The sequence below is a fragment of the Mycobacterium sp. NPDC048908 genome (assembly GCF_043197955.1).
In the GTDB taxonomy this organism is placed as follows: domain Bacteria; phylum Actinomycetota; class Actinomycetes; order Mycobacteriales; family Mycobacteriaceae; genus Mycobacterium.
This window is the reverse complement of sequence record NZ_JBICUE010000005.1, coordinates 139536-159786: the sequence shown is the minus strand read 5'-3', so window position 1 is coordinate 159786 and position 20251 is coordinate 139536. Positions and strand designations below refer to the sequence as shown.

Sequence of the window (20251 nt, the reverse complement as noted above, 5' to 3'; positions counted from 1 at the left end):
ATCTGAAGGACGCAAATCTTGAGGCTCAGCCGCACGCGCGGGATCACACGTGGAGTTCAGGCACTTCGGAAACCGGTTGTAGGGGCGATAGCTGGGTTGACGCTATTCGGAGGCATTCTCGCCGGGCATGTGCAGGCCGATCCGGCCGATGACGCACTGGCAAAGCTCAACGAGCTGTCCCGCCAAGCCGAACAGACCACCGAAGCGATGCACTCCGCTCAGCTGGATCTGACCAACAAGCTGGCAGCGCAGAAGGCGGCCGAAGCAAAGCACGCCTCGGACGTCGCGGCCGTCGAATCGGCCAAAGCCCAGTTGGCAACCTTCCAGGGCGCAGTCGACAAATTAGCTGCCGCGCAGTACATGGGCGGCAGGACCGACGGTCTGGACGCGATGCTGACCGCCACCTCGCCGCAGGGGCTGATCGACCAGCTGTCGGTACAGCGGGTGATGGCATCCGAGATGTCGGCGCAGATGAAGAACTACCGGAACCTCGGTGCGCAGGCCGCGCTGGCCGAACAGGCATCGGCGAAGTCGGCCGCCGACGCCAAGACCGCCGCCGAGCAGGCCGCCGCGGTGCGCGCCGACCTGCAATCCAAGCAAAGCAAGCTGCAGGTGCAGATCGCCGTGGTCAAGTCCCAGTACCAGGTGCTCACTCCCGCGCAGCGCGACGCCCTCGCGGCGTTGCCGCCTGCTCCCGCGCCCGCGCCGCCGCCTGCGGAAGCGCCGCCACCGGCAGATCCCGGCATCCTGGCCGCCCCTCCGGAGGGCATCCCGCCCGGCGACATGGCGCCACCTGGCGACAATCCCGGCGGCGGGTCGCCTGAGGCGGCGACCATCATCCAGGCCGCGCTGAGCCGGATCGGCTCGCCCTATGTGTGGGGCGGGTCGGGTCCAGGCCAATTCGACTGCTCCGGACTGGTGATGTGGTCGTTCCAGCAGGCCGGTATCTCGCTGCCGCACTCCAGCCAGGCACTGGCCCAGGGCGGGCAGGCGGTATCGATGGATCAGATTCAGCCCGGCGATCTGGTCACGTACTACTCGGACGCCTCACACGTGGGCATCTACATCGGTGACGGCATGATGGTGCATGCCTCCACGTACGGCACGCCGGTGCGAGTCGCTCCGGTCGACAATGCGCCGATTCACAACATCCGCCGCTACTGACCGTCGTCGGCTTGCGGCAATCCTGGCCACGGAACTGATCTGCGGGCTGCTGCTGGTCGGCAGGCCGCAAGCCGAACCCGCCGAGCCTGTGGTCGCCGCGCCCGCGTCGCTCACCACCCCGACCGCGGCATCGACCACCGTGGTCCTCGGCGACGGCCGCACCGTCCACCTCGTCGGCATGGCCGGCCCGCGCACGGCACCGCTGCTCGCCCGCGTGGGAACTGAGATGGCCGACGCGGCAACAGCGGTCACCGCGTTCTGGGGTCCTGACTGGCCGCGCGACGTCGTGATCGTGGCGGCCGGTTCGAACGCCGAGTTCGGCGCTCTGGCGGGCGGGGGTTCCGACATCGCCGCCACCACCACCGCTCAACGCATCATGTTCGCACCCGGCGCGGCAGGCATCAGCGATGCGTCACTGCGAATCGTGCTGCGTCACGAGCTTTTCCACTACGCGTCGCGCGCCAGAACCGCCGCCGACGCGCCGCGCTGGCTGACCGAGGGAGTGGCCGACTACGTCGGCCGTCCACCCGCGCCGCGGCCGGTGGACGCCGCGGCATGGGAGTTGCCGACCGACGCGGAGATGTCGGGGCCCAATCAGTCCGAGGCCTACGACCACGCCTGGTGGTTCGCCCGGTTCGTCGCGGACGAATACGGCACGGACACCCTGCGGGCGCTATATCTACGGGCTGGCAGCCCCGGCCATCCGGACGCCGCGGCCGCCGTCCGCCAGACCCTCGGCGCCGACCTACCCGCGGTTCTCACCCGGTGGCGACACTGGATGTCCGGCTCAACTGGATGAGCCGAGTCCTGCTGGTCACCAATGACTTCCCGCCGCGACGCGGCGGCATTCAGGCGTATCTGCAGAACCTCGTCGACCATCTGATGGCCGCGGGTACGCACCAGCTGACCGTCTACGCGCCGAAATGGAAAGGCGCAGAAGACTTCGACCGAGCGGCGGCCTACGAGGTGGTGCGCCATCCGGGCACACTGATGCTGCCCGAGCCGTCGGTGGCGACCCGGATGCGCAAGCTGATCAGGAGTCACGACGCCGACACGGTCTGGTTCGGCGCGGCCGCGCCGCTGGCGTTGATGGCACCGCTGGCCCGCGGTGGGGGCGCCGGCCGCGTCATCGCCAGCACACACGGCCACGAGGTCGGCTGGTCGATGCTGCCGGTGGCCCGAACTGCGTTGCGGCGCATAGGGACTGACACCGACGTCGTCACCTACGTGAGCCGGTACACGCGCGAGCGGTTCGCTTCGGCGTTCGGGCCGCGAGCCGCGCTCGAGCACCTGGCGCCCGGCGTGGATACCGACCGCTTCGCGCCCGACGAGGTGGCAAGAGCCGAATTGCGCGCCCGTTACCGGCTGGGGCAGCGGCCGGTCGTGGTGTGCGTATCCCGGCTCGTGCCGCGAAAGGGCCAGGACATGCTGATCCGGGCGATGCCCGCGATCCGCCAGCGGGCGCCGGGCACGGCCCTGGTGGTGGTCGGCGGCGGCCCCTACCTGGCGTCGCTGCGGCGGTTGGCGCACAGGTTCGGGGTGGCCGAGCACGTGGTGTTCACCGAAGGGGTGCCCGGCGACGAACTGCCCGCCCACCACGCGATGGCCGACGTGTTCGCGATGCCGTGCCGGACCCGCGGTGCGGGCCTGGACGTCGAGGGCCTCGGCATCGTCTTCCTCGAGGCGTCGTCGACGGGTGTGCCGGTGGTGGCGGGCCGGTCCGGCGGGGCGCCCGAGACGGTCCTCGACGGCGAGACGGGTGTGGTGGTCGACGGCTGGGACGTCGGCGCGATCGCGGCAGCGGTCGGCGACCTGCTCGCCGATCCGGACCGCGCCGCGCGCATGGGCGAAGCCGGCAGGCGCTGGGTCATCGAGAACTGGCAGTGGAGCGGCAAGGCGCAACGCCTCGCCGAATTGCTTTAGCGGTACAGAGCGTCGATGTCGCCGGCGAACTTCTCGGCGACCACTTTGCGCTTGACCTTCAGGGTGGGGGTCAGCTCACCGGTGTCCTCGGTGAAATCGACTGGCAGGATGCGGAATTTGCGAATCGCCTCGGCCTTGGACACCGCCTGATTGGCCTCCTTGACAGCCCGCTCGACCTCGGCCACGAGATCAGGGTCTGAGGCCAGATCGCCGACGGTGGCTGCTGCGTCCTTGCCGTTGCGTTCCTTCCAACCGGGGAAGGCCTCGGGGTCGATGGTGATCAGCGCGGCGATGAACGGCTGCTTGTCACCGACGGCCATCGCCTGGCTGATCAGCGGATGCGCACGCAGCCGGTCCTCGAGGATCGCAGGGGCGACGTTCTTGCCGCCGGCGGTGACGATGATCTCCTTCTTGCGCCCCACGATGGTCAAAAAGCCGTCGTCATCGATCGCGCCCAGATCACCGGTGTGGAACCAGCCGTTGCTGAAGACCGCGTCGGTCTCCTGGTCGTTGTGCCAGTAACCGCTGAACACCACGCCGCCCTTGACGAGCAGTTCGCCGTCGTCGGAGAGCTGCATGCTGTTGCCGGGCAACAACTTTCCAACGGATCCGATCTTCACATCGTCGATCTTGTTGACGGTGATGGCCGCGCTGGTCTCGGTGAGTCCGTAACCTTCGTAGATGGTCAGACCGACGCCGCGGTAGAAGTGTCCGAGCCGGGCACCCAGCGGCGCGCCGCCGGAGATCGCACCGCGGCACTCGCCGCCGAGGGCCGCCCGCAGCTTGCCGTACACCAGCCGGTCGAACACGGCGTGCTTGGCGCGCAGCAGCAGCCCTGCGCCGCCGGAATCTTGCGCCCGGCTGTACTCGATCGCGGTGTTGGCCGCCATGTCGAAGATGCGCCCTTTGCCGTCGTTGCGGGCGTTCTGCTCGGCGGTGTTGTAGACCTTTTCGAACACCCGCGGAACCGACACCACCAGCGTCGGTTTGAACACCCCGAACGTCGGCACCAGGTTCTTGATGTCACTGGTGAAGCCGAGCGTGACCTTGTGTGCGAAGCACGCCAACGTGATGGCGCGGGCCAGCACGTGGGCCAGCGGCAGGAACACCAGCATCCGCTCGCCCTTGTCCAGCAGCGTCGGGAAGCAGTCCTTCGCGCCGCGGATCTCATACATGAGATTGGAGTGGGTGAGTTGGCAGCCCTTCGGCTGGCCCGTGGTGCCCGAGGTGTAGATCAGGGTCGCGGGGTGAGCGGACCTGATCCCGGCCAGCCGGTTGTCGAGTTCCTTCTCGTCAACCGAGGCGCCGGCCTCCGCCAGCGCATCGAGCGCCTGCGGGCCGGAACCGTCGATCCGGAAGACTTTGCGAAGCTCGGGCAGTTCCTGCGCCAAATGCTCGATCTTGTCGGCGTGCGCGTCCGTCTCGGCGAAGATCAGCACGGCGCCGGAATCCTGCAGCACGAACCGCACTTGCTCGGCCGAGTTGGTCTCGTAGATCGGCACGGTCAGCGCGCCCACCGACAGGATCGCGAGGTCGAGGATCGGCCATTCGTAGCGCGTCGCCGAAAACACCGCGACCCGGTCGCCGGGCTGGACGCCCTCTGCGATCAAACCCAGTGCAGCCGAACGGATCTGACCCGCGGCTTCCTTGCATGTGACATTCGTCCATGTACCGTCGACAAGGCGCTGGAAGATCACGTGGTCCGGGTCGTCGCGCCCGTGACTGAACACCGAACTGACGATGCTGTCGTGCTCACCGACGGTGAATGTGGCGGGCACACTGTATTCACGCACGTCCACAGCCTAGTCGGCCACCGTCGGGGGTGGTCGGGGCATATGTGAAGCTTGACGCCATGAACAGCATCCAGATCGCCGACGAGACCTTCATCGCGGCCGATCCTGTCGAGGTGGGCAGGGCCGTCGGCGATCCCGCCTGCTGGCGGCGCTGGTGGCCGGACCTGCTGCTCACCGTGGTCGAGGACCGCGCCGACAAGGGCCACCGCTGGACGGTGGCCGGTGCGCTGACCGGCACGATGGAGATCTGGCTGGAACCCGTCCTCGATGGGGTGGTGCTGCACTATTTTCTGCACGCTGAACCGTCGGGGGTGGCTGCGTGGCAACTGGCCAAGATGAACCTGGCGAAGATGAACCATCGCCGCCGGGTGGCGGGCAAGAACATGGCCTTCGAGGTGAAGCGGATACTGGAGGCGACACGCCCGGTGGGCGTCTCGCGGCTGGCCTGATACTTCGGCCGAAGCAAGCAGGGGGAGGTAGGTTTTTAACGTGGCGGACAAGACGGCGCAGACCATCTACATCGATGCCGATCCTTCGACGGTGATGGACGTCATCGCCGACATCGGCTCCTATCCGGACTGGGTCGCTGAGTACAAGGAGACCGAGGTCCTCGAGGCCGATACCGAGGGCTACCCGAAGACCGCCCGCCTAGTGCTCGACGCGACCGTCCTCAAGGACACCATGGTGCTGTCCTACGACTGGCCCGCAGACCGCAAGTCGGTGAAGTGGAGCCTGGTGTCCAGCTCGCTTCTGAAGTCATTGGACGGCGCATATCGGCTGTCGCCCAAGGGTTCCGGCACCGACGTCACCTACGAACTCTCGGTCGACCTGATCATCCCGATGATCGGCCTGCTCAAACGCAAGGCCGAGCGCAGGCTGACCGATACCGCATTGAAGGACCTCAAGAAACGAGTCGAGGCTGACTGAGTCTGGCACCCCGACCAGTGCCCGGATCAGTCTCTTCGTCGGCAAGGGCGGGGTAGGTAAGTCGACATTGGCCACCGCCACCGCGGTGCGTGATGCGCGCGCCGGGCAGCGGGTGCTGATCGTCTCGACGGACCAGGCGCACTCGACCGGCGACGTGCTGGGTTGCACGATCATACCCACGGGGCGGCGCGATCCCACTCGGGTGCTTGCCGATGACGCCGACGTCGGGGGTGGCTTCCTCGATGCGCTCGCGCTGGACACCCTGGCCCTGCTGGCGGCACGCTGGCGCGAGGTCGCGGGGTTGTTGTCCGGCCGGTTTCCCGAATCCGATCTAGGAGACATTGCGCCGGAAGAACTTTCGGCGCTGCCCGGCATCCAGGAGGTGCTCGGCCTGCACGAGGTCGGCGAACTCGCGGCCTCGGGACAATGGGACCACATCGTCGTCGACTGCGCGTCGACCGCCGACGCCATGCGAATGCTCACCCTGCCCGCGACGTTCGGTTTGTATCTGGAACGCGCGTGGCCGCGGCATCGGCGACTGTCCAGCGACGACACCAGGACCGCGGCGATCGTCGAGCTGGTCGAACGCATCAGCGCCGGGACCGAGCAGTTGGGTTCGCTGCTCACCGACGGCCAACGCGTCAGTGCCCACCTGGTCATGACGGCCGAACGGGTGGTCGCCGCGGAGTCCGTCCGCACGCTGGGCTCGCTGGCCTTGATGGGCGTGCGGATCGACGAATTGATCGTGAATCAGATTCTGGTACAAGACGATTCGTATGAGTATCGCAACTTGCCCGACCATCCGGCGTTCGACTGGTATTCCGAGCGCATCTCCGACCAGCAGGCTGTGCTCGACGAGCTGGACAACACCATCGGCGACGTGCAGCTGGTGTTGGTACCGCACCTGGCCGGCGAACCGATCGGTCCCAAGGCCCTCGGCGAACTACTCGACTGCGCCCGACGGCGCGACGGATCGCCTCCGCCAGGGCCGCTGCGGCCGATCGTGGACCGCGAGTCGGGGGCGGGGCTCGAATCGGTGTACCGCTTGCGGCTAGAGTTGCCGCAGGTCGATTCCGCCGCCTTGACGCTGGGCCGGGTCGACGACGACTTGATCATCGGCGCAGGCGGTATGCGGCGCCGGGTTCGGCTGGCGTCCGTCCTACGGCGATGCATCGTGATGGATGCGCAGCTGAAGGGCAGTGAACTGACCGTGCGATTTCGACCGAATCCGGAGGTGTGGCCAGCGTGACCGGGCCTCACGGGGATATCGGCCCCGAACTGCGGCAGCTGGCCCAGACCATCCTCGACAAGCTCGACCCCCTCGTGCGTCTGGCGGCCGCGCGGGCGGCCGGTAGCGCAGACGGGACGGGTGCGTGCCAGCAGGTGTGGTGCCCGGTGTGTGCGCTGGCGGCACTGGTCGCGGGGGAGCAGCACCCGCTGCTAGACGTGATCGCCGAGCACAGCGTGGCCCTGTTGGCGGTGGTGCGCGCGCTGGTCGAGAACGGCGGGGGTGCACCGCCGACTCCACCCGGTGAACCGCCGCCGTCCCCGGACGGTCCCGCTGGTGGCGAACCTCCGACGAACGGCCCTGGGCGCTATCAACACATACCTGTGACCGTGGAGGAGTGAGCCGCGGCCGTGTGGTCGCATCCACACTGCGTGGGTAAAGTTGTCGCAAAGCACCGTCCGGTGCTCCGTTGGTGGGGAGGGTCCATGTGGTACTGGCTTTTCAAGTACGTCTTCATGGGCCCGTTGCTGTCGTTGCTGGGACGCCCGAAAGTCGAAGGGCTGGAATATGTTCCGCAGTCCGGCCCGATGATCCTCGCCAGTAACCACCTTGCCGTTGCCGACAGCTTCTACCTGCCGCTCGTGGTGTCGCGCCGGATCACCTTTCTCGCCAAGGCCGAATACTTCACCGGCACCGGGCTCTCGGGCTGGTTTCAGCGGTGGTTCTACACCGCCGCCGGGCAGGTGCCGATCGACAGGACCGACGCCGACAGCGCGCAGGCTGCGCTCACCACGGCAGAGCGGATCCTCGAAGAGGGCAAGCTGCTCGGCATGTACCCCGAGGGCACCCGATCGCCCGACGGGCGGCTGTACAAGGGCAAGACCGGCCTTGCCCGGCTGGCGCTGGAATCCGGTGTCCCCGTCATTCCCGTCGCGATGGTCGGAACCAACGTCGTCAACCCGCCAGGCAGCAAGATGTGGCGGTTCGGCCGGGTTCAGGTCAAGTTCGGCAAGCCGATGGATTTCAGCCGGTTCGAGGGGCTTGCCGGCAATCGGTTCATCGAGCGGGCCGTGATCGACGAAGTCATGTACGAGCTGATGCGACTGTCCGGTCAGGATTACGTCGACCTGTACGCCGCCGATGTCAAAGAGGGAAAAGCTGAGGCGGCCTTCAAGCCGCCGGCGCGGATGCCGGAAGCAGCTGCGGGCTGACCGACCGAGCGCCAGACCGCGCGGACACCGAGCCCACCACCGCGATCAAGGCGATCGCCCACCAGACGTATGACCCACCGGCGAGCTGACGCCACAACGAGGCCGACGTTTCGTGGTGCTCGGGCATCAGTGGAATCGGCGTCCAGACCATCAACGCGATACCCGCCGCGGCCACCGCGGCGAGCCCGATATGCCGCTGCCGGACGGCCAGCACGATCATCACCACCAGCGTCGGCAGTGCCCACACCCAGTGGTGCGACCACGAAACCGGCGATACCACGAGGCCGAACATCGCCACGCAGATCAACGCCAGCACCGGTTGGCCTGCGCGTAGCACCCGCCGCACCGCCCACACCGTCAGCCCGAGCACGGCGAAGCAGGCCACCGTCCACAGCACGAACCGCTCGCCCTCGCTGAGGCCCAACCTGGCAAGTGCGCCCGCGATGTTCTGGTTGGTGTTCAGCGTCGCGGTGCCGATCCGGTCGGTGTTGCGGACCGTGTCGGTCCAGTACTCCCACGAGTCCTTCCATGCCAGCGCGAATCCGGCCAGTGTGGCGGCGGCCGCCGAGATGACGGTCACCACCAGCGCGCGGGTGTCGCGGCGCAGCAGGAAGTAAAGGAGGAACACCGCGGGGGTGAGCTTCAGCGCGATCGCGACACCCAGCAGCATGCCGCGCGGCCACGGCGTCTTGCGCGGCACGCAGTCGACGATGACCAGCGTCATCAGCACGACGTTGATCTGGCCGAAGTCGAAGTTCGACCGGATGGGCTCCAGGTAGATGATGGCAGGCGCGACGATCGCGGCCGCCAGCCAGCAGCGCTGACCCAGTGACGACATCACGTCCAACCCGGTCAGCACAATCACCATCGATGCGATCAGCAGCACCAGCGTGGTCAGCGTGATCGCGACACTGGCCACGTTCAGCGTCAGCCACGCGAACGGCGCGAACGCGACAGCGGCCAGCGGCGGATAGGTGAACGGCAGGTCAAGGCCGCCGCGGGTGTGGAACATCGCGCCGTCGGCGTACAACGGACGGCCGTCGAGCCACGCGCGGCCACCCATGCGGTACACGTCGATGTCGATGCGGTAGGGAATATGGCCGAGCAGTCGCCAGCCCGCCCACACCACCGCCGCCAGCGTGAGCGCCTGGAACAGCCGCCAGGCGAGTGTGGGCCACCAAACAGCCCCGCCGGGCGACCGCCGATTACTCATGTCGCAGACCAGCGTATCGGTGCCGACCGGCGAGTCGGGCGGTATCCCGACCCTGACACGCGCACCTCGGCGTAAGTTTTCTGCGTGCACGCGACGTTCAGCCTGGATCTGTCGATCCCGCATGGCCGGCTACCGCTGGTGTTCTGCCTCGTCGCGTTCATCCTGACGTTCTTTGTCACCCGCACGATCGTGCGGTACATCCGCAACCACCCCGACAGCGATGCCCCGCGCAAGTGGTGGCAGCCGCGCAACATTTCCGCAGGCGGCGGGTTGCACATCCACCACGTGGTGATCGGCGTGATCCTGGTCATGATCGCCGGCGTCTCGATGGTCACCCTGGCGGTCGACGGGGGCGTACCCGAATTCACCGTGGCAGCAACATTTTTCGGCATCGGTGCGGCGTTGGTGCTCGATGAGTTCGCGCTCATCCTGCACCTGCAGGACGTCTACTGGGCCGAAGACGGTCGCACGTCGGTGGACGCGGTGTTCGCCGCGGTGGCGGTAGCGGGTCTGCTGATCCTCGGGTTCAACCCGCTGTCGTTCTTCGACGTCACCATCTGGCGCGAAGACCAGAGCCTGCAGGCCCGCGCCCTGGTGATCGCGGCCGCGGTGCTGACGCTGCTGTTCGCGGTGGTCGTGCTGCTCAAAGGAAAGGTGTGGACCGGACTGGTCGGGATGTTCATCACACCGCTGCTGTTCCTCGGAGCCATCAGGCTGTCGCGGCCGCACGCACCCTGGGCGCGGTGGCGGTACGCGAACAAGCCGCGGAAGATGCACCGCGCCCTCGAGCGGGAACGCCGACTGCGCAGGCCTGTGGTCCAGGCCAAGCTGTGGTTGCAGCATGTGATCGCGGGAGAGCCGCACTTTCCGAACGACCGCGAGGTCGATCAGCAGCTCGACCGCGAGATTCACGCCGCCGCGGCACCGCAGCCGCGGTCTGCCAACCGGGAAACGGCTCAGGTGTTGTAGGCGTGAGGTATTTCTACGACACCGAGTTCATCGACAACGGCCGCACCATCGAGTTGATCTCGATCGGGGTGGCGGCGGAGGACGGCCGCGAATACTACGCAATCTCAACGGAATTCGACCCCGAGCGGGCGGGCAGCTGGGTGCGTAAGCACGTGCTGCCCAAGCTGCCGTCGCCCGCTTCGCCGCTGTGGCGCTCGCGCAGGCAGATCCGGACGGAACTCGAGGACTTCTTCGGCGTCGACGGCGACGAACCCATCGAGTTGTGGGCCTGGGTCGGCGCATATGACCATGTGGTGCTGTGCCAGCTGTGGGGGCCGATGACCGACCTGCCTCCGGCGATCCCGCGCTTCACGCGCGAGCTACGCCAGTTCTGGGAGGACCGCGGTTCGCCACGAATGCCGCCGCGACCACGCGATGCTCATGACGCCCTCGTCGACGCCAAACACAACCTGGTGCGGTTTCGCCTGATGACCAGTAAAGGAGCGCCGGCCCAGCGGTGAAAAGCAGGTGTGCGCGCCCGTTACCATGAACGGGTGAACTGGACCGTCGACGTACCCATCGACCAGCTGCCTCCGCTGCCTCCGCTACCGGATGAGCTGCGGCATCGGCTGGACGCCGCGCTGGCCAAGCCCGCGGCGCAGCAGCCCAGCTGGGACGCCGAATCGGCCAAGATGATGCGCACGGTGCTGGAGAGTGTCCCGCCGGTGACGGTGCCCGCCGAAATCGAGCGGCTGCGCGGCCTGCTGGCAGATGTCGCCCGCGGTGAGGCGTTCCTGCTGCAGGGCGGCGACTGCGCCGAGACGTTCACCGACAACACCGAACCTCACATCCGGGCCAACATCCGCACGCTGCTGCAGATGGCGGTGGTGCTCACCTACGGCGCCAGCGTGCCGGTGGTCAAGGTCGCACGCATCGCGGGTCAGTACGCCAAGCCGCGGTCATCGGACATCGACGCGCTTGGCCTGAAGTCCTACCGCGGCGACATGATCAACGGGTTCGCGCCTGACGCCGCTGTCCGCGAACACGACGCGTCGCGACTGGTGCGGGCATACGCCAACGCCAGCGCGGCGATGAATCTGGTGCGCGCGCTCACCGCGTCGGGACTGGCGTCGCTGCACGCGGTACACGACTGGAACCGCGAGTTCGTCAGGACCTCGCCCGCCGGCGCCCGCTACGAGGCGTTGGCCGGTGAGATCGACCGCGGACTGACGTTCATGAGCGCCTGCGGCGTCGACGACCGCAACCTGCAAACCGCCGAAATCTACGCCAGCCATGAGGCTTTGGTGCTCGACTATGAGCGCGCCATGTTGAGGCTGTCGACGGAGTACCCGCTGGAGAACCCCGAGCCGCGCCTCTACGACCTGTCCGCGCACTACGTGTGGATCGGCGAGCGCACCCGCCAACTCGACGGCGCCCATGTCGCGTTCGCCGAGGTGATCGCGAACCCCATCGGGGTCAAGATCGGTCCAACGATGACGCCGGAACTTGCTGTCGAATACGTGGAGCGGCTCGATCCGCACAACCAGCCGGGCCGGCTGACGCTGGTCAGCAGGCTCGGCAACAACAAGGTGCGCGACCTGCTGCCGCCGATCATCGAGAAGGTTCAGGCCACCGGGCATCAGGTGATCTGGCAGTGCGACCCGATGCACGGCAACACACACGAGAGCTCGACCGGCTACAAGACCCGCCACTTCGACCGCGTCGTCGACGAGGTGCAGGGCTTCTTCGAGGTGCACCGTGCGCTTGGCACGCACCCCGGCGGCATCCACGTCGAGATCACCGGTGAGAACGTCACCGAGTGTCTGGGCGGGGCGCAGGACATCTCGGACTCCGACCTGGCGGGCCGCTACGAAACGGCCTGCGATCCGCGGCTCAACACGCAGCAGAGCCTGGAGTTGGCGTTCTTGGTCGCGGAGATGCTCCGCGATTGAACAGGAGCGGAGATGCTCCGCGATTGAACCGGGGCAGTCGTCGTGTGAGGTCTGCCATCAACCGATCGCGGTCGACAGTGCGACCCCGATAGCCGATGTACTTGTCGGGCCGGATCACGAACGCCGCTGCCGACGTGATCCCGTATTGACGGTGCGCGGTCCCGGCCGGATCACCAAGTGCCGCGGGGTGATTCGCAGATTCCTCGGCGGTGATGACGCGCGCTTTCACCAAGCCGGGATAGCTCTGCTCGATCTGCTCGGCGATCCGACACAGTTCCACGGCAGGCCGGGCCTCGTCGTCGAGGCCGGTGAACAGCAACACGGTGTGCTGGGTGCCGCGGAACACTTCGTACAGATGGCCGTGTCTGCCGTCGATCGTCACATCGGCCTCGCGTGCGCGGTCACCGGGCGCGGGCGCGTCACGCCAGCCCGAACCGTCCTCGGCGTTCAGGGCGCTGTCCGGATAGCGAAGACGCAGTTGCGCCAGCAGGCCGATGAACCGCCTGCGCAGCCAGGACATGGTGAGCAGACGGCCTGCGAGCACGGGCGCAACGCGACCCCTGGCCAGGCGGGCCAGCGGGTTCTGCCCGCCGAACACCGAGAAAATCCGGTCGGTGGTCTTGAGCAGTTGGACGCCGATCGGGTGGCGCTCCTGCTGGTAGCTGTCCAGTAATCCGGCGTCGGCGAGTCCGCGCTCGACCAGGGCGAGCTTCCAGGCCAGGTTGTATGCATCCTGGATCCCGGTGTTCATGCCCTGCGCGCCGGCAGGGCTGTGCACGTGCGCGGCGTCGCCGACGAGGAACACCCGCCCGTCGCGGTATCGCGGCACGGTGCGACTGTGTACCCGGTACCGCGTCACCCAGTGTTCTTTGACGACCTTCGCCGGGAACGGGACACGCGCGTCGACCATCGCCTGGAACTCTTCGTGGGTCGGTTCGCTGTACTCGACGCTCGGACCCTGTTGTCCGGGCGGGAAGTTGCCGAAGATCCGGTAGCGGTTCTCGCCTGGCATTGAGAATGCTGCGAAAATACCTGCAGGACTTGGGAATCCGTAGAGCCCACCGTGCGGCAGCTTCCAGTCGAGTTCGGCGTCGGCCATGATGAACTCGTCGCGATACGTGGACCCGGCGAACGGGATGCCTGTCGCCTTGCGGACCGCGCTGTGTGCGCCGTCGCACCCGATCACCCACCGGCACCGCAGTGTCTCGACGGAGCCGTCCTCACCGCGCAGCGATACGGTCACCGTCTCGCCGTCCTGGGTGAGGTCGGTCAGCGCCAGCCCCCGGTCGATCGTGACGCCGTAATCGGCCAGCAGTTCGGTGAGGATGCGCTCGGTGTGGTGCTGCGACAGTGTGCGCGGTTCGGGGTATGCGGTGAGGTTCTGCGGACCGGTCAATTGGTCGGCGAATTCCAACTCGACCATCTTGTCCGCGAATGTGACAGTCAGGGTCGACGCCGAGGTGCCCGCCGCGATCGCTTGGTCAGCCACCCCGAGGTCGTCGAAGATCTCCAGCGTTCTGGGTTGGACGACCAGCGCCCGAGATGTCGTCGCTGGGGCCGGACCCCGATCGACGACCCGTGGCGCAACGCCGTGCCGAGCAAGTTCGCACGCCACCGTCAGCCCGCTCGGGCCTGCGCCTACGACCAGCACCGGAAGCACTGATTCGGTCATATTCCACCTCGTCGTGATCTCATCATGCGTTGAATTATGTTCACTACGACTGTAGTACTCACGACGCCGTGCCGCAACACCCGAATATCGAGATAGGGAAACACCCGATTTATCACTTGCATCCCTGTCAATATTGTTAGCGGTGGTTGCGTGGGGCAGGCGGCCGTTGAGGACGTGGATGTGGGGGATTACTTGAGCACCGCAGTTGTCGACTATTCGAACGAGTTGAGTGTCGCCGTGCCGGACGGGGCGTCGACGTTTGCCGGGGTGGTCACGGTCATCGACCGAAAGGCGGGATGCACCTGCGGGTGGTCCGGTCGACGGCGCATGGCGGTGTTCCTGGCGCGCCACGATGGCTGGATGCACGCGGCGAGCGGCCGCTGCCAACCGGGCGTGCCGTTCGTCCGGTGAACTAGACCAAATTGCCGATATTGCTGCCCAGCGTCCACGCCGCGGCAGCGATCAGGGCGGTCAGCGTCAGCACGCTGAGTAGCCAGAACAACAGCACTCTTTTGGCGCGCTGTCGGGCCCAGTAGAAGTTCTCAAAATCGATCCCGGCGAATTGCCCTGAAACAGGCTCGTATTCGGGCTCCTGGGGCACCCAGTCGTCGCGAGTGAGCTCTCTGGTGTGCTGCCGTGGCGCCAGCACGGCAGCGACGGGCGGTCGCGCGGTGGTTTCCGTGGTCTGCTGCTGAGCGTGTATCTGGTTGTGGTGCAACGCCGCTGACAAATGTTGTGCTGAGTTGCGGGGGGCAGGCACGCGGAACGGGGGAAGACGCAGTTCCGCGACGATCGCGGCGAGATCGGCGCCCATGTCCTGGGCGTCCGCGTAACGGTCAGCGGGTTCGCGCGCGGTCGACTGGGCCACCAACTCATCGAATTGTGCCGGCACACCGGCGATCATCCGGCCGGGAGGTGGCACATCGCTGTCCATCCGTTGGTAAGCGACCGCAAGGGCAGAGTCGCCGGTGAACGGCGTGACCCCGGTCAGCAGTTCGTAGGTCAGGATTCCAACCGAGTACACATCGCTGCGCGGACCGGCGTCGCCGGTGCTGACCTGCTCGGGCGACAGGTAGGCGGCCGTGCCCAGAATGACGCTGGTGGAGGTGATCTTGGCTTCGGCGACGGCGCGCACCAAACCGAAGTCGGCGATCTTGACGTCGCCGTCGTCGGAGATCAACACGTTCTCCGGCTTGATGTCGCGGTGCACCAGCCCTGCGCGGTGCGCCACCGCCAGTCCGCTGAGCACGGGTCGCAGCACGGCGGCGACGGCGTGCGGCGGCATCGGTCCGCGTTCACGCAACAACTCGCGCAGCGTGCCGCCCTCGATGAGCTCCATCACCAGAAACGGATGCTGGCCGTCGATCCCCTGGTCGTACACGGCGACAAGGCCAGGATCCTTCAACCGGGCCACCGCCCTGGCTTCGCGCTGAAACCGGGTGAGGAACTGCTGGTCCCCGGCATACCTGGAGTCCATGACCTTCAACGCCACCGGACGGTCGAGCCGTAGATCGAGCCCCCGGTACACCGCGGACATGCCGCCCGTCGCGATCATCACCTCGACGCGATACCGGCCGTCCAGCACCGCCCCCACAAGCGGGTCAGATTGCTGGCGGCCCTCCACCGAACACATGTTACGAGCCACCCCTTTGGTCCTAGACTTTGTGCGGTGAGCAGCATTCCGGCCGCCGACGACGTTCTTGACCCCGGTGAGGCCGTTTACGACCTACCTGCCGTTGCAAATCTGCTCGGGGTTGCCGTGACCAAAGTGCATCAGCAACTGCGGGACGGTCACCTGGTAGCGGTGCGCCGCGAGGGCTCGGTGGTGGTGCCCAGGGTCTTCTTCGACGACACCGGCCACGTGGTGAAGAGCCTGCCGGGGCTGCTCGTGGTGTTGCATGACGGCGGCTACCGGGACACCGAGATCGTGCGCTGGCTGTTCACCCCCGACCCGTCGCTGACCATCAGCCAGGATGGAAGCAAGGAGCGGCGGGCTAATGCGCGTCCCGTGGACGCATTGCATTCGCATCAAGCCCGGGAAGTGGTGCGTCGGGCCCAAGCGATGGCCTACTGACCGCCTTCTCCAGCGAATACCACGCTGCCGCAGCACAAGCCGTCGCCAGCAGGACATGGATCCACGAGTACATGCCGTGTGCGCCGTCGGGCTTCCAGATCACCGTGATCCAGGTCGACAGCCCCGCGATCACCGCTATCGCCTTTCGCGACTGCGCGAGCGCCGCCACCACCGCCAACGGCCAGGTGTAGTACCACGGCAGCGCGGCGGGGACGAACAGCACCACCACGATCATCACCAGCGCGATGCCGACCAGCGCCTCGCGATCGCTGTGCCGAAACCGCCACCACAGCACGGGAAGTGAAATCGCGATGATCGCGATCCCGATGATCCGGGTGACGTCGAGCACGGCGTAGAAGTTGACGGGGAACACCAGGCCGCCAACCGCGTTGATCAGGTTCGACGCCGCGGTAGGTATGGTCAGCCAGTTGATGATCTTGACCGAGCCTGCCAGCGCGGTCAGCCAACCGAGGCCGACGCCGGCCAACCAGGACAACACCGCGAAGGCCGCGACGAAAATCAGTCCCGATCCCGCCGTCGCGGCCGCGAACGCCTTCACCGGGCGATGGCCCCGCCGATCGCGAAGATGGCGCATCCACACCCACACCATGAACGGAAGGGCCAGTCCCGCTGTCGCTTTGACGGCCACCGCGACCGCGATCAGCCCGACACCCCAGATGTGACGTCCAGCGAAGGTCAGCGCGATGCCCGCCATCATCAGGCCGACCATCAGCATCTCGTTGTGCACCCCACCCATCAGATGGATGATCACCAGTGGGTTCAGCACGCAGATCCACAGTGCCGTAGCGCCGTCGGCGCCGACGTGCCGGGCCACCCTGGGCGCCGCCCAAATCAACAGGGCGAGGCCGGGCAGCATGCACAACCGCAGCAGCATGGTTCCGGCCACCACGTCGTTGCCGACCAGCATCGTGACGAACTTGGCGACCAAGATGAACGCAGGCCCGTACGGCGCTGTCGTCGTCGTCCAGATCGGACTTACGTTGTCCAGCAACGAGTTCGGGTTGTCGACCGGGCCGACGACATACGGGTCGAAGCCGTCGCGCAGCAGCGCACCCTGAGCCAGATACGAGTACGTGTCTCGACTGAACACCGGAACGCTCAGCAGAAGTGGTGCCAGCCAGAAGCCGGTCGTCGCCACCATCGTGTATTCCGTTGCGGTGCGGTCGATCACCCGCCGACCCAGCCAGAGCCACGCGAAGAGCATCAGCGCGACTCCGATCCACAGCAGCACCGAGGACAGCACCAGGCCGTGACCGAACCGCAACCAGGACACGTGCAGCGACTCGAGCAGTGGATCGTGCACCCGGGTGCTGCCCGCACCGAGTCCGCCAGCGGTGATCAGCGCCGCACCCACGGCGCCGAGCAGCGCGGGCCGCGCCTGCGGCGACGTCGTGAAGGACGTCAGTCTCCAAAGGTGAAGGGCCGGCCCGGTTTTCGGGGCCTGCGTCGGCGTCGGCGTTGTCATGCTCCTAGGCGGACCGGTTCGCGGCCAATCTGGCGAGCTCGGCGAGGCCGACCTTGGCGCGAGCGTCGATCGTCGCGGCGTTGAGGATCTCCAGTGAGCGGCGGGTCAGCGAATCGATGCGGCCCTCGACGGCGGCCAGCGCTCCGACCGATTCGATGACCAAACACAGCTCTTTCACCTGAGGCTCGGTCAAGTCGGTGCCGATGGATGTGCGCAGCAGCTTGGCGGCGACAGGGTCGACCTTCTCGGCACGCTCGACGGCCTCGGCCAGAAGCACGGTGCGTTTACCGGACCGCAGATCATCGCCCGAAGGCTTGCCCGTCACGGCCGGGTCGCCGAATACTCCGAGCACGTCGTCACGCAGCTGAAAGGCCACACCCAAGTTGGTGCCGAGTTCGTGGAACGCCGCCTGCACGTCGGGTCGGTCGGCGGCGACTGCGGCGCCGAACTGCAGCGGACGCGAGATCGTGTACGACGCGGTCTTGTAGACGTTGACCGTCATCGCCGATGCCACCGACTCGGCTCCGCTGGATTCGGCGACGATGTCGAGGTACTGCCCGCCGAGCACCTCGGTCCGAATGGCCGACCACACCCGCCGCACGCGCGCCTGCGCGTCGGCGGGTACCTCCGCGGTGGCGACGATGTCGTCGGCCCACACCAGCGCGAGATCGCCCAACAAGATCGCCGCCGAAATCCCGAACTGCTCGGGCGAACCATGCCACTGGCTGCTGCGGTGCTTGTCTGTGAACAGGCGGTGCACCGTCGGCAGTCCTCGGCGGGTGGCCGAGGCGTCGATCACATCGTCGTGCACCAACGCGCAGGCGTGCAGAAGCTCGAGAGCCGAGAACAGCCGCAGCATCGACGGATCCAGCGGGTCGCGCTGCCCTTCGGCCAACGCGCGCCAGCCCCAGTATGCGAACGCCGGACGTAGCCGCTTGCCGCCGCGCAACACGAATTCCTCGAGCGCGGCGGTCAACTCCGCATAGTCGGCGCCGATGTACGCGGCGTCACTGCGGCGGCTGCGGAGATACTCCCGCAATTGGTCGGTGACGGCGCCCGCCAACTCGACGGCCGACGGTGCCGCTGCTGCATCCACGCTCAGCGGGCGCCCCTTTCTGCGAGGTCAGTGTTTGTGGTACTCGCCCCCGAGTGCTCTCAGGGTAGAGCTTTCAGGTCGGCCGCGGCGAGCGGTCCCGACTCGTGTACGCGATACCGCCGATGATCGCGGCCACCAGAAGCGACGCAATGCCAAGCCAGATCGCCGCGCCGGTGAATGAACGCGCGCTGGGGTCGGTGTAGCGGGCTTGGGCGTCCATCGTGGTCACCACGCCCGGTCGCAGCTTCCACTCGACGACCTCGGTCGACACCTGGTCGCCGTTGGTCGAGGTGACTTCGCCGGGGAATGCGACCGACAACGACACGTCGGCCTCCGGATCGTTGAGCGACGTGAGGTCGGCGCGGCCCTCGAGAATGACGAGGTCGCCCGCCCGGCGTAGCGAGATGTCGACGCCCGCGGCGTCGCGGTTCATGTTGGCCAGCTGAGGCAGCTCGGCGAAGGTCAGATCCGAGAACACAGCCTCCGAACCGACGTAGTCGTCGCGGTTGTAGTCCGAGACGGCGACCTTCTGCGCGAACGGCAGGTTGTTCAGCAGCTGCGGGCCCTTGTCGTCGGCGTTGCGCGGCTTGGCCGCCGCGACGATCTGGCCCGACACCCGGTCGTCCGGCGACACCGTGATCGACGCCCGCACCCGCACGCAGCCAACGGCCAGCGGCAGCACGAGCACCAGCAGCAACACCACCGCGAGCTGGCGGATCCGGCGAGAGCGGGCGGGCACGTGGTCATCGTGCCAGACCGGACTGCTCAGAGAGGCTTAGAGAGGCAAAGCCCGGCCCAGAATCGCGAAAGCGCGCGGATCGCCGGCGAAGTGGTAGCCGCGAATGATGTCGATGAAACCCAGGCGCCGGTACAGCCGCCAGGCCCGATTGGCCTCTCCGTTGATCTCGGGTGTCGACAGCAGAACGTGCGCCTCGCCGCGGTCGGCGAGCAGCCGTCGGGTCAGCGCTTCACCGAGCCCGCGGCCCTGTGCGCGCGGCGCGATGTGCAGCTCGGTGAGCTCGAAGTAGCTGGTCATCAGCTCCGCGATGCGCGTTCGATCCGCGCCGACCCGATGCAGGCCCTGCACCACCTGTTGCTGCCACCACTGGTCCGGTGCACCGCAGTAGCCGTATGCGACGCCGAGCAGCGGGGCCGCGGCCAACGCCTCTGGCGAGCGTGCGATGTCGTCGTGCGGATCGGGCACCTCCACCGCCGCGACAGCCTTCCAGCCAAGTCGGCGGGTGTGCTCCAGCCACATCGAGGCCCGCTGCTCCTCGGTGCCGCGCGGGTAGCGCATGGCGTCGACGTACACCGCGAGAGCATCACCGAGTCGCCGTTGCATGTCGCCCGGCGACAGATCAATGAGAAATGTCGCCAACTCTCGTTGCCTCTTTCGGTGTCGGGCGGTTCGTCCACACCATTATTGGGCGGCGGCGGCATCCAAGTGGCACCGCCTCACGGTCGCCCCGCCACGTCATAGAATCGACCATCCAACTAGGTGGTACGGCTCAGATTGACCTCGTATCATGACTGTTAGGTGCCCGTAAACGCGAGCACACGCAAG

The 20251-nt window shown here is 67.0% G+C and carries 21 protein-coding genes; 13 read left to right on the top strand and 8 right to left on the bottom strand.

The window, feature by feature from the left end:
• Positions 1 to 18 precede the first annotated feature (18 nt).
• The 3 genes from ripC to ACGFK1_RS15640 are packed head-to-tail and all read left to right on the top strand — an operon-like array spanning position 19 to position 3087.
• The gene (gene ripC / locus ACGFK1_RS15650; protein WP_393430533.1) at positions 19 to 1164 is read left to right on the top strand and encodes a peptidoglycan hydrolase RipC; all 1146 of its coding nucleotides are present in this window, start codon (positions 19 to 21) and stop codon (positions 1162 to 1164) included.
• Positions 1133 to 1963: a peptidase gene (locus ACGFK1_RS15645; protein ID WP_393430530.1), complete on the top strand. Its 831-nt coding sequence runs from the start codon at positions 1133 to 1135 to the stop codon at positions 1961 to 1963. The genes ripC and ACGFK1_RS15645 overlap by 32 nt, the downstream gene beginning before the upstream one ends.
• Positions 1960 to 3087: a glycosyltransferase family 4 protein gene (locus ACGFK1_RS15640; RefSeq protein WP_393431235.1), complete on the top strand. Its 1128-nt coding sequence runs from the start codon at positions 1960 to 1962 to the stop codon at positions 3085 to 3087. The genes ACGFK1_RS15645 and ACGFK1_RS15640 overlap by 4 nt, the downstream gene beginning before the upstream one ends.
• Here ACGFK1_RS15640 and ACGFK1_RS15635 read toward each other — a convergent pair.
• Positions 3084 to 4880 (bottom strand): AMP-dependent synthetase/ligase, encoded by a 1797-nt coding sequence (locus tag ACGFK1_RS15635; protein ID WP_393430527.1) that lies wholly within the window; start codon positions 4878 to 4880, stop codon positions 3084 to 3086. The genes ACGFK1_RS15640 and ACGFK1_RS15635 overlap by 4 nt on opposite strands.
• A gap of 59 nt (positions 4881 to 4939) precedes the next feature.
• On the opposite strand from ACGFK1_RS15635, the gene ACGFK1_RS15630 reads away from it, so the two are divergent.
• The 5 genes from ACGFK1_RS15630 to ACGFK1_RS15610 all read left to right on the top strand — a co-directional run bounded on the left by ACGFK1_RS15630 (position 4940) and on the right by ACGFK1_RS15610 (position 8246).
• A complete protein-coding gene (locus ACGFK1_RS15630; protein WP_393430524.1) occupies positions 4940 to 5329 on the top strand; it encodes a polyketide cyclase / dehydrase and lipid transport in 390 nt (129 codons plus the stop codon).
• Positions 5330 to 5369: 40 nt separating this feature from the next.
• Entirely contained in the window at positions 5370 to 5807 is a 438-nt protein-coding gene (locus tag ACGFK1_RS15625) for an SRPBCC family protein (protein WP_393430521.1), read from the top strand.
• A complete protein-coding gene (locus ACGFK1_RS15620; protein WP_393431232.1) occupies positions 5800 to 7056 on the top strand; it encodes an ArsA family ATPase in 1257 nt (418 codons plus the stop codon). The genes ACGFK1_RS15625 and ACGFK1_RS15620 overlap by 8 nt, the downstream gene beginning before the upstream one ends.
• Positions 7053 to 7436 (top strand): hypothetical protein, encoded by a 384-nt coding sequence (locus tag ACGFK1_RS15615; RefSeq protein ID WP_393430518.1) that lies wholly within the window; start codon positions 7053 to 7055, stop codon positions 7434 to 7436. The genes ACGFK1_RS15620 and ACGFK1_RS15615 overlap by 4 nt, the downstream gene beginning before the upstream one ends.
• Positions 7437 to 7520: 84 nt before the next feature.
• Positions 7521 to 8246 (top strand): lysophospholipid acyltransferase family protein, encoded by a 726-nt coding sequence (locus ACGFK1_RS15610; RefSeq protein WP_393430515.1) that lies wholly within the window; start codon positions 7521 to 7523, stop codon positions 8244 to 8246.
• Here the strand turns inward: ACGFK1_RS15610 and ACGFK1_RS15605 are convergent.
• A complete protein-coding gene (locus ACGFK1_RS15605; RefSeq protein WP_393430512.1) occupies positions 8206 to 9459 on the bottom strand; it encodes a glycosyltransferase 87 family protein in 1254 nt (417 codons plus the stop codon). The genes ACGFK1_RS15610 and ACGFK1_RS15605 overlap by 41 nt on opposite strands.
• Positions 9460 to 9543: 84 nt before the next feature.
• On the opposite strand from ACGFK1_RS15605, the gene ACGFK1_RS15600 reads away from it, so the two are divergent.
• The 3 genes from ACGFK1_RS15600 to ACGFK1_RS15590 are packed head-to-tail and all read left to right on the top strand — an operon-like array spanning position 9544 to position 12359.
• Positions 9544 to 10428, top strand: a complete 885-nt coding sequence (locus ACGFK1_RS15600) for a hypothetical protein (RefSeq protein ID WP_393430509.1) — start codon at positions 9544 to 9546, stop codon at positions 10426 to 10428.
• A gap of 2 nt (positions 10429 to 10430) precedes the next feature.
• Positions 10431 to 10928, top strand: coding sequence for a polyadenylate-specific 3'-exoribonuclease AS (locus ACGFK1_RS15595; protein WP_393430506.1), 498 nt, complete (start codon positions 10431 to 10433; stop codon positions 10926 to 10928).
• Positions 10929 to 10961: 33 nt separating this feature from the next.
• Positions 10962 to 12359 carry a class II 3-deoxy-7-phosphoheptulonate synthase gene (locus tag ACGFK1_RS15590; protein WP_393430503.1) on the top strand — a complete coding sequence of 466 codons (1398 nt, stop codon included), beginning with the start codon at positions 10962 to 10964 and terminating at the stop codon, positions 12357 to 12359.
• Here ACGFK1_RS15590 and ACGFK1_RS15585 read toward each other — a convergent pair.
• The gene (locus ACGFK1_RS15585) at positions 12301 to 14031 is read right to left on the bottom strand and encodes an FAD-dependent monooxygenase (protein ID WP_393430501.1); all 1731 of its coding nucleotides are present in this window, start codon (positions 14029 to 14031) and stop codon (positions 12301 to 12303) included. The genes ACGFK1_RS15590 and ACGFK1_RS15585 overlap by 59 nt on opposite strands.
• Positions 14032 to 14181: 150 nt before the next feature.
• On the opposite strand from ACGFK1_RS15585, the gene ACGFK1_RS15580 reads away from it, so the two are divergent.
• Positions 14182 to 14442: a hypothetical protein gene (locus ACGFK1_RS15580; protein WP_393430498.1), complete on the top strand. Its 261-nt coding sequence runs from the start codon at positions 14182 to 14184 to the stop codon at positions 14440 to 14442.
• A gap of 1 nt (position 14443) precedes the next feature.
• Here ACGFK1_RS15580 and ACGFK1_RS15575 read toward each other — a convergent pair whose 3' ends face one another.
• Positions 14444 to 15664: a protein kinase gene (locus ACGFK1_RS15575; protein ID WP_393431229.1), complete on the bottom strand. Its 1221-nt coding sequence runs from the start codon at positions 15662 to 15664 to the stop codon at positions 14444 to 14446.
• 36 nt (positions 15665 to 15700) lie between these two features.
• Here ACGFK1_RS15575 and ACGFK1_RS15570 point away from each other — a divergent pair, with 36 nt between their 5' ends.
• Entirely contained in the window at positions 15701 to 16105 is a 405-nt protein-coding gene (locus ACGFK1_RS15570; protein ID WP_393430495.1) for an Rv2175c family DNA-binding protein, read from the top strand.
• Here ACGFK1_RS15570 and ACGFK1_RS15565 read toward each other — a convergent pair.
• From ACGFK1_RS15565 to ACGFK1_RS15550, 4 genes are all read right to left on the bottom strand, one after another.
• A complete protein-coding gene (locus ACGFK1_RS15565) occupies positions 16026 to 17591 on the bottom strand; it encodes an alpha-(1->6)-mannopyranosyltransferase A (protein ID WP_393430492.1) in 1566 nt (521 codons plus the stop codon). The two genes, ACGFK1_RS15570 and ACGFK1_RS15565, sit on opposite strands and share 80 nt — an antisense overlap.
• A gap of 4 nt (positions 17592 to 17595) precedes the next feature.
• Positions 17596 to 18687 carry a bifunctional (2E,6E)-farnesyl/geranyl diphosphate synthase gene (gene idsA2 / locus ACGFK1_RS15560; RefSeq protein ID WP_393430490.1) on the bottom strand — a complete coding sequence of 364 codons (1092 nt, stop codon included), beginning with the start codon at positions 18685 to 18687 and terminating at the stop codon, positions 17596 to 17598.
• Positions 18688 to 18760: 73 nt separating this feature from the next.
• A complete protein-coding gene (locus ACGFK1_RS15555; RefSeq protein WP_393430487.1) occupies positions 18761 to 19426 on the bottom strand; it encodes an LppM family (lipo)protein in 666 nt (221 codons plus the stop codon).
• 36 nt (positions 19427 to 19462) lie between these two features.
• A complete protein-coding gene (locus tag ACGFK1_RS15550) occupies positions 19463 to 20065 on the bottom strand; it encodes a GNAT family N-acetyltransferase (RefSeq protein ID WP_393430484.1) in 603 nt (200 codons plus the stop codon).
• Positions 20066 to 20251 lie beyond the last annotated feature (186 nt).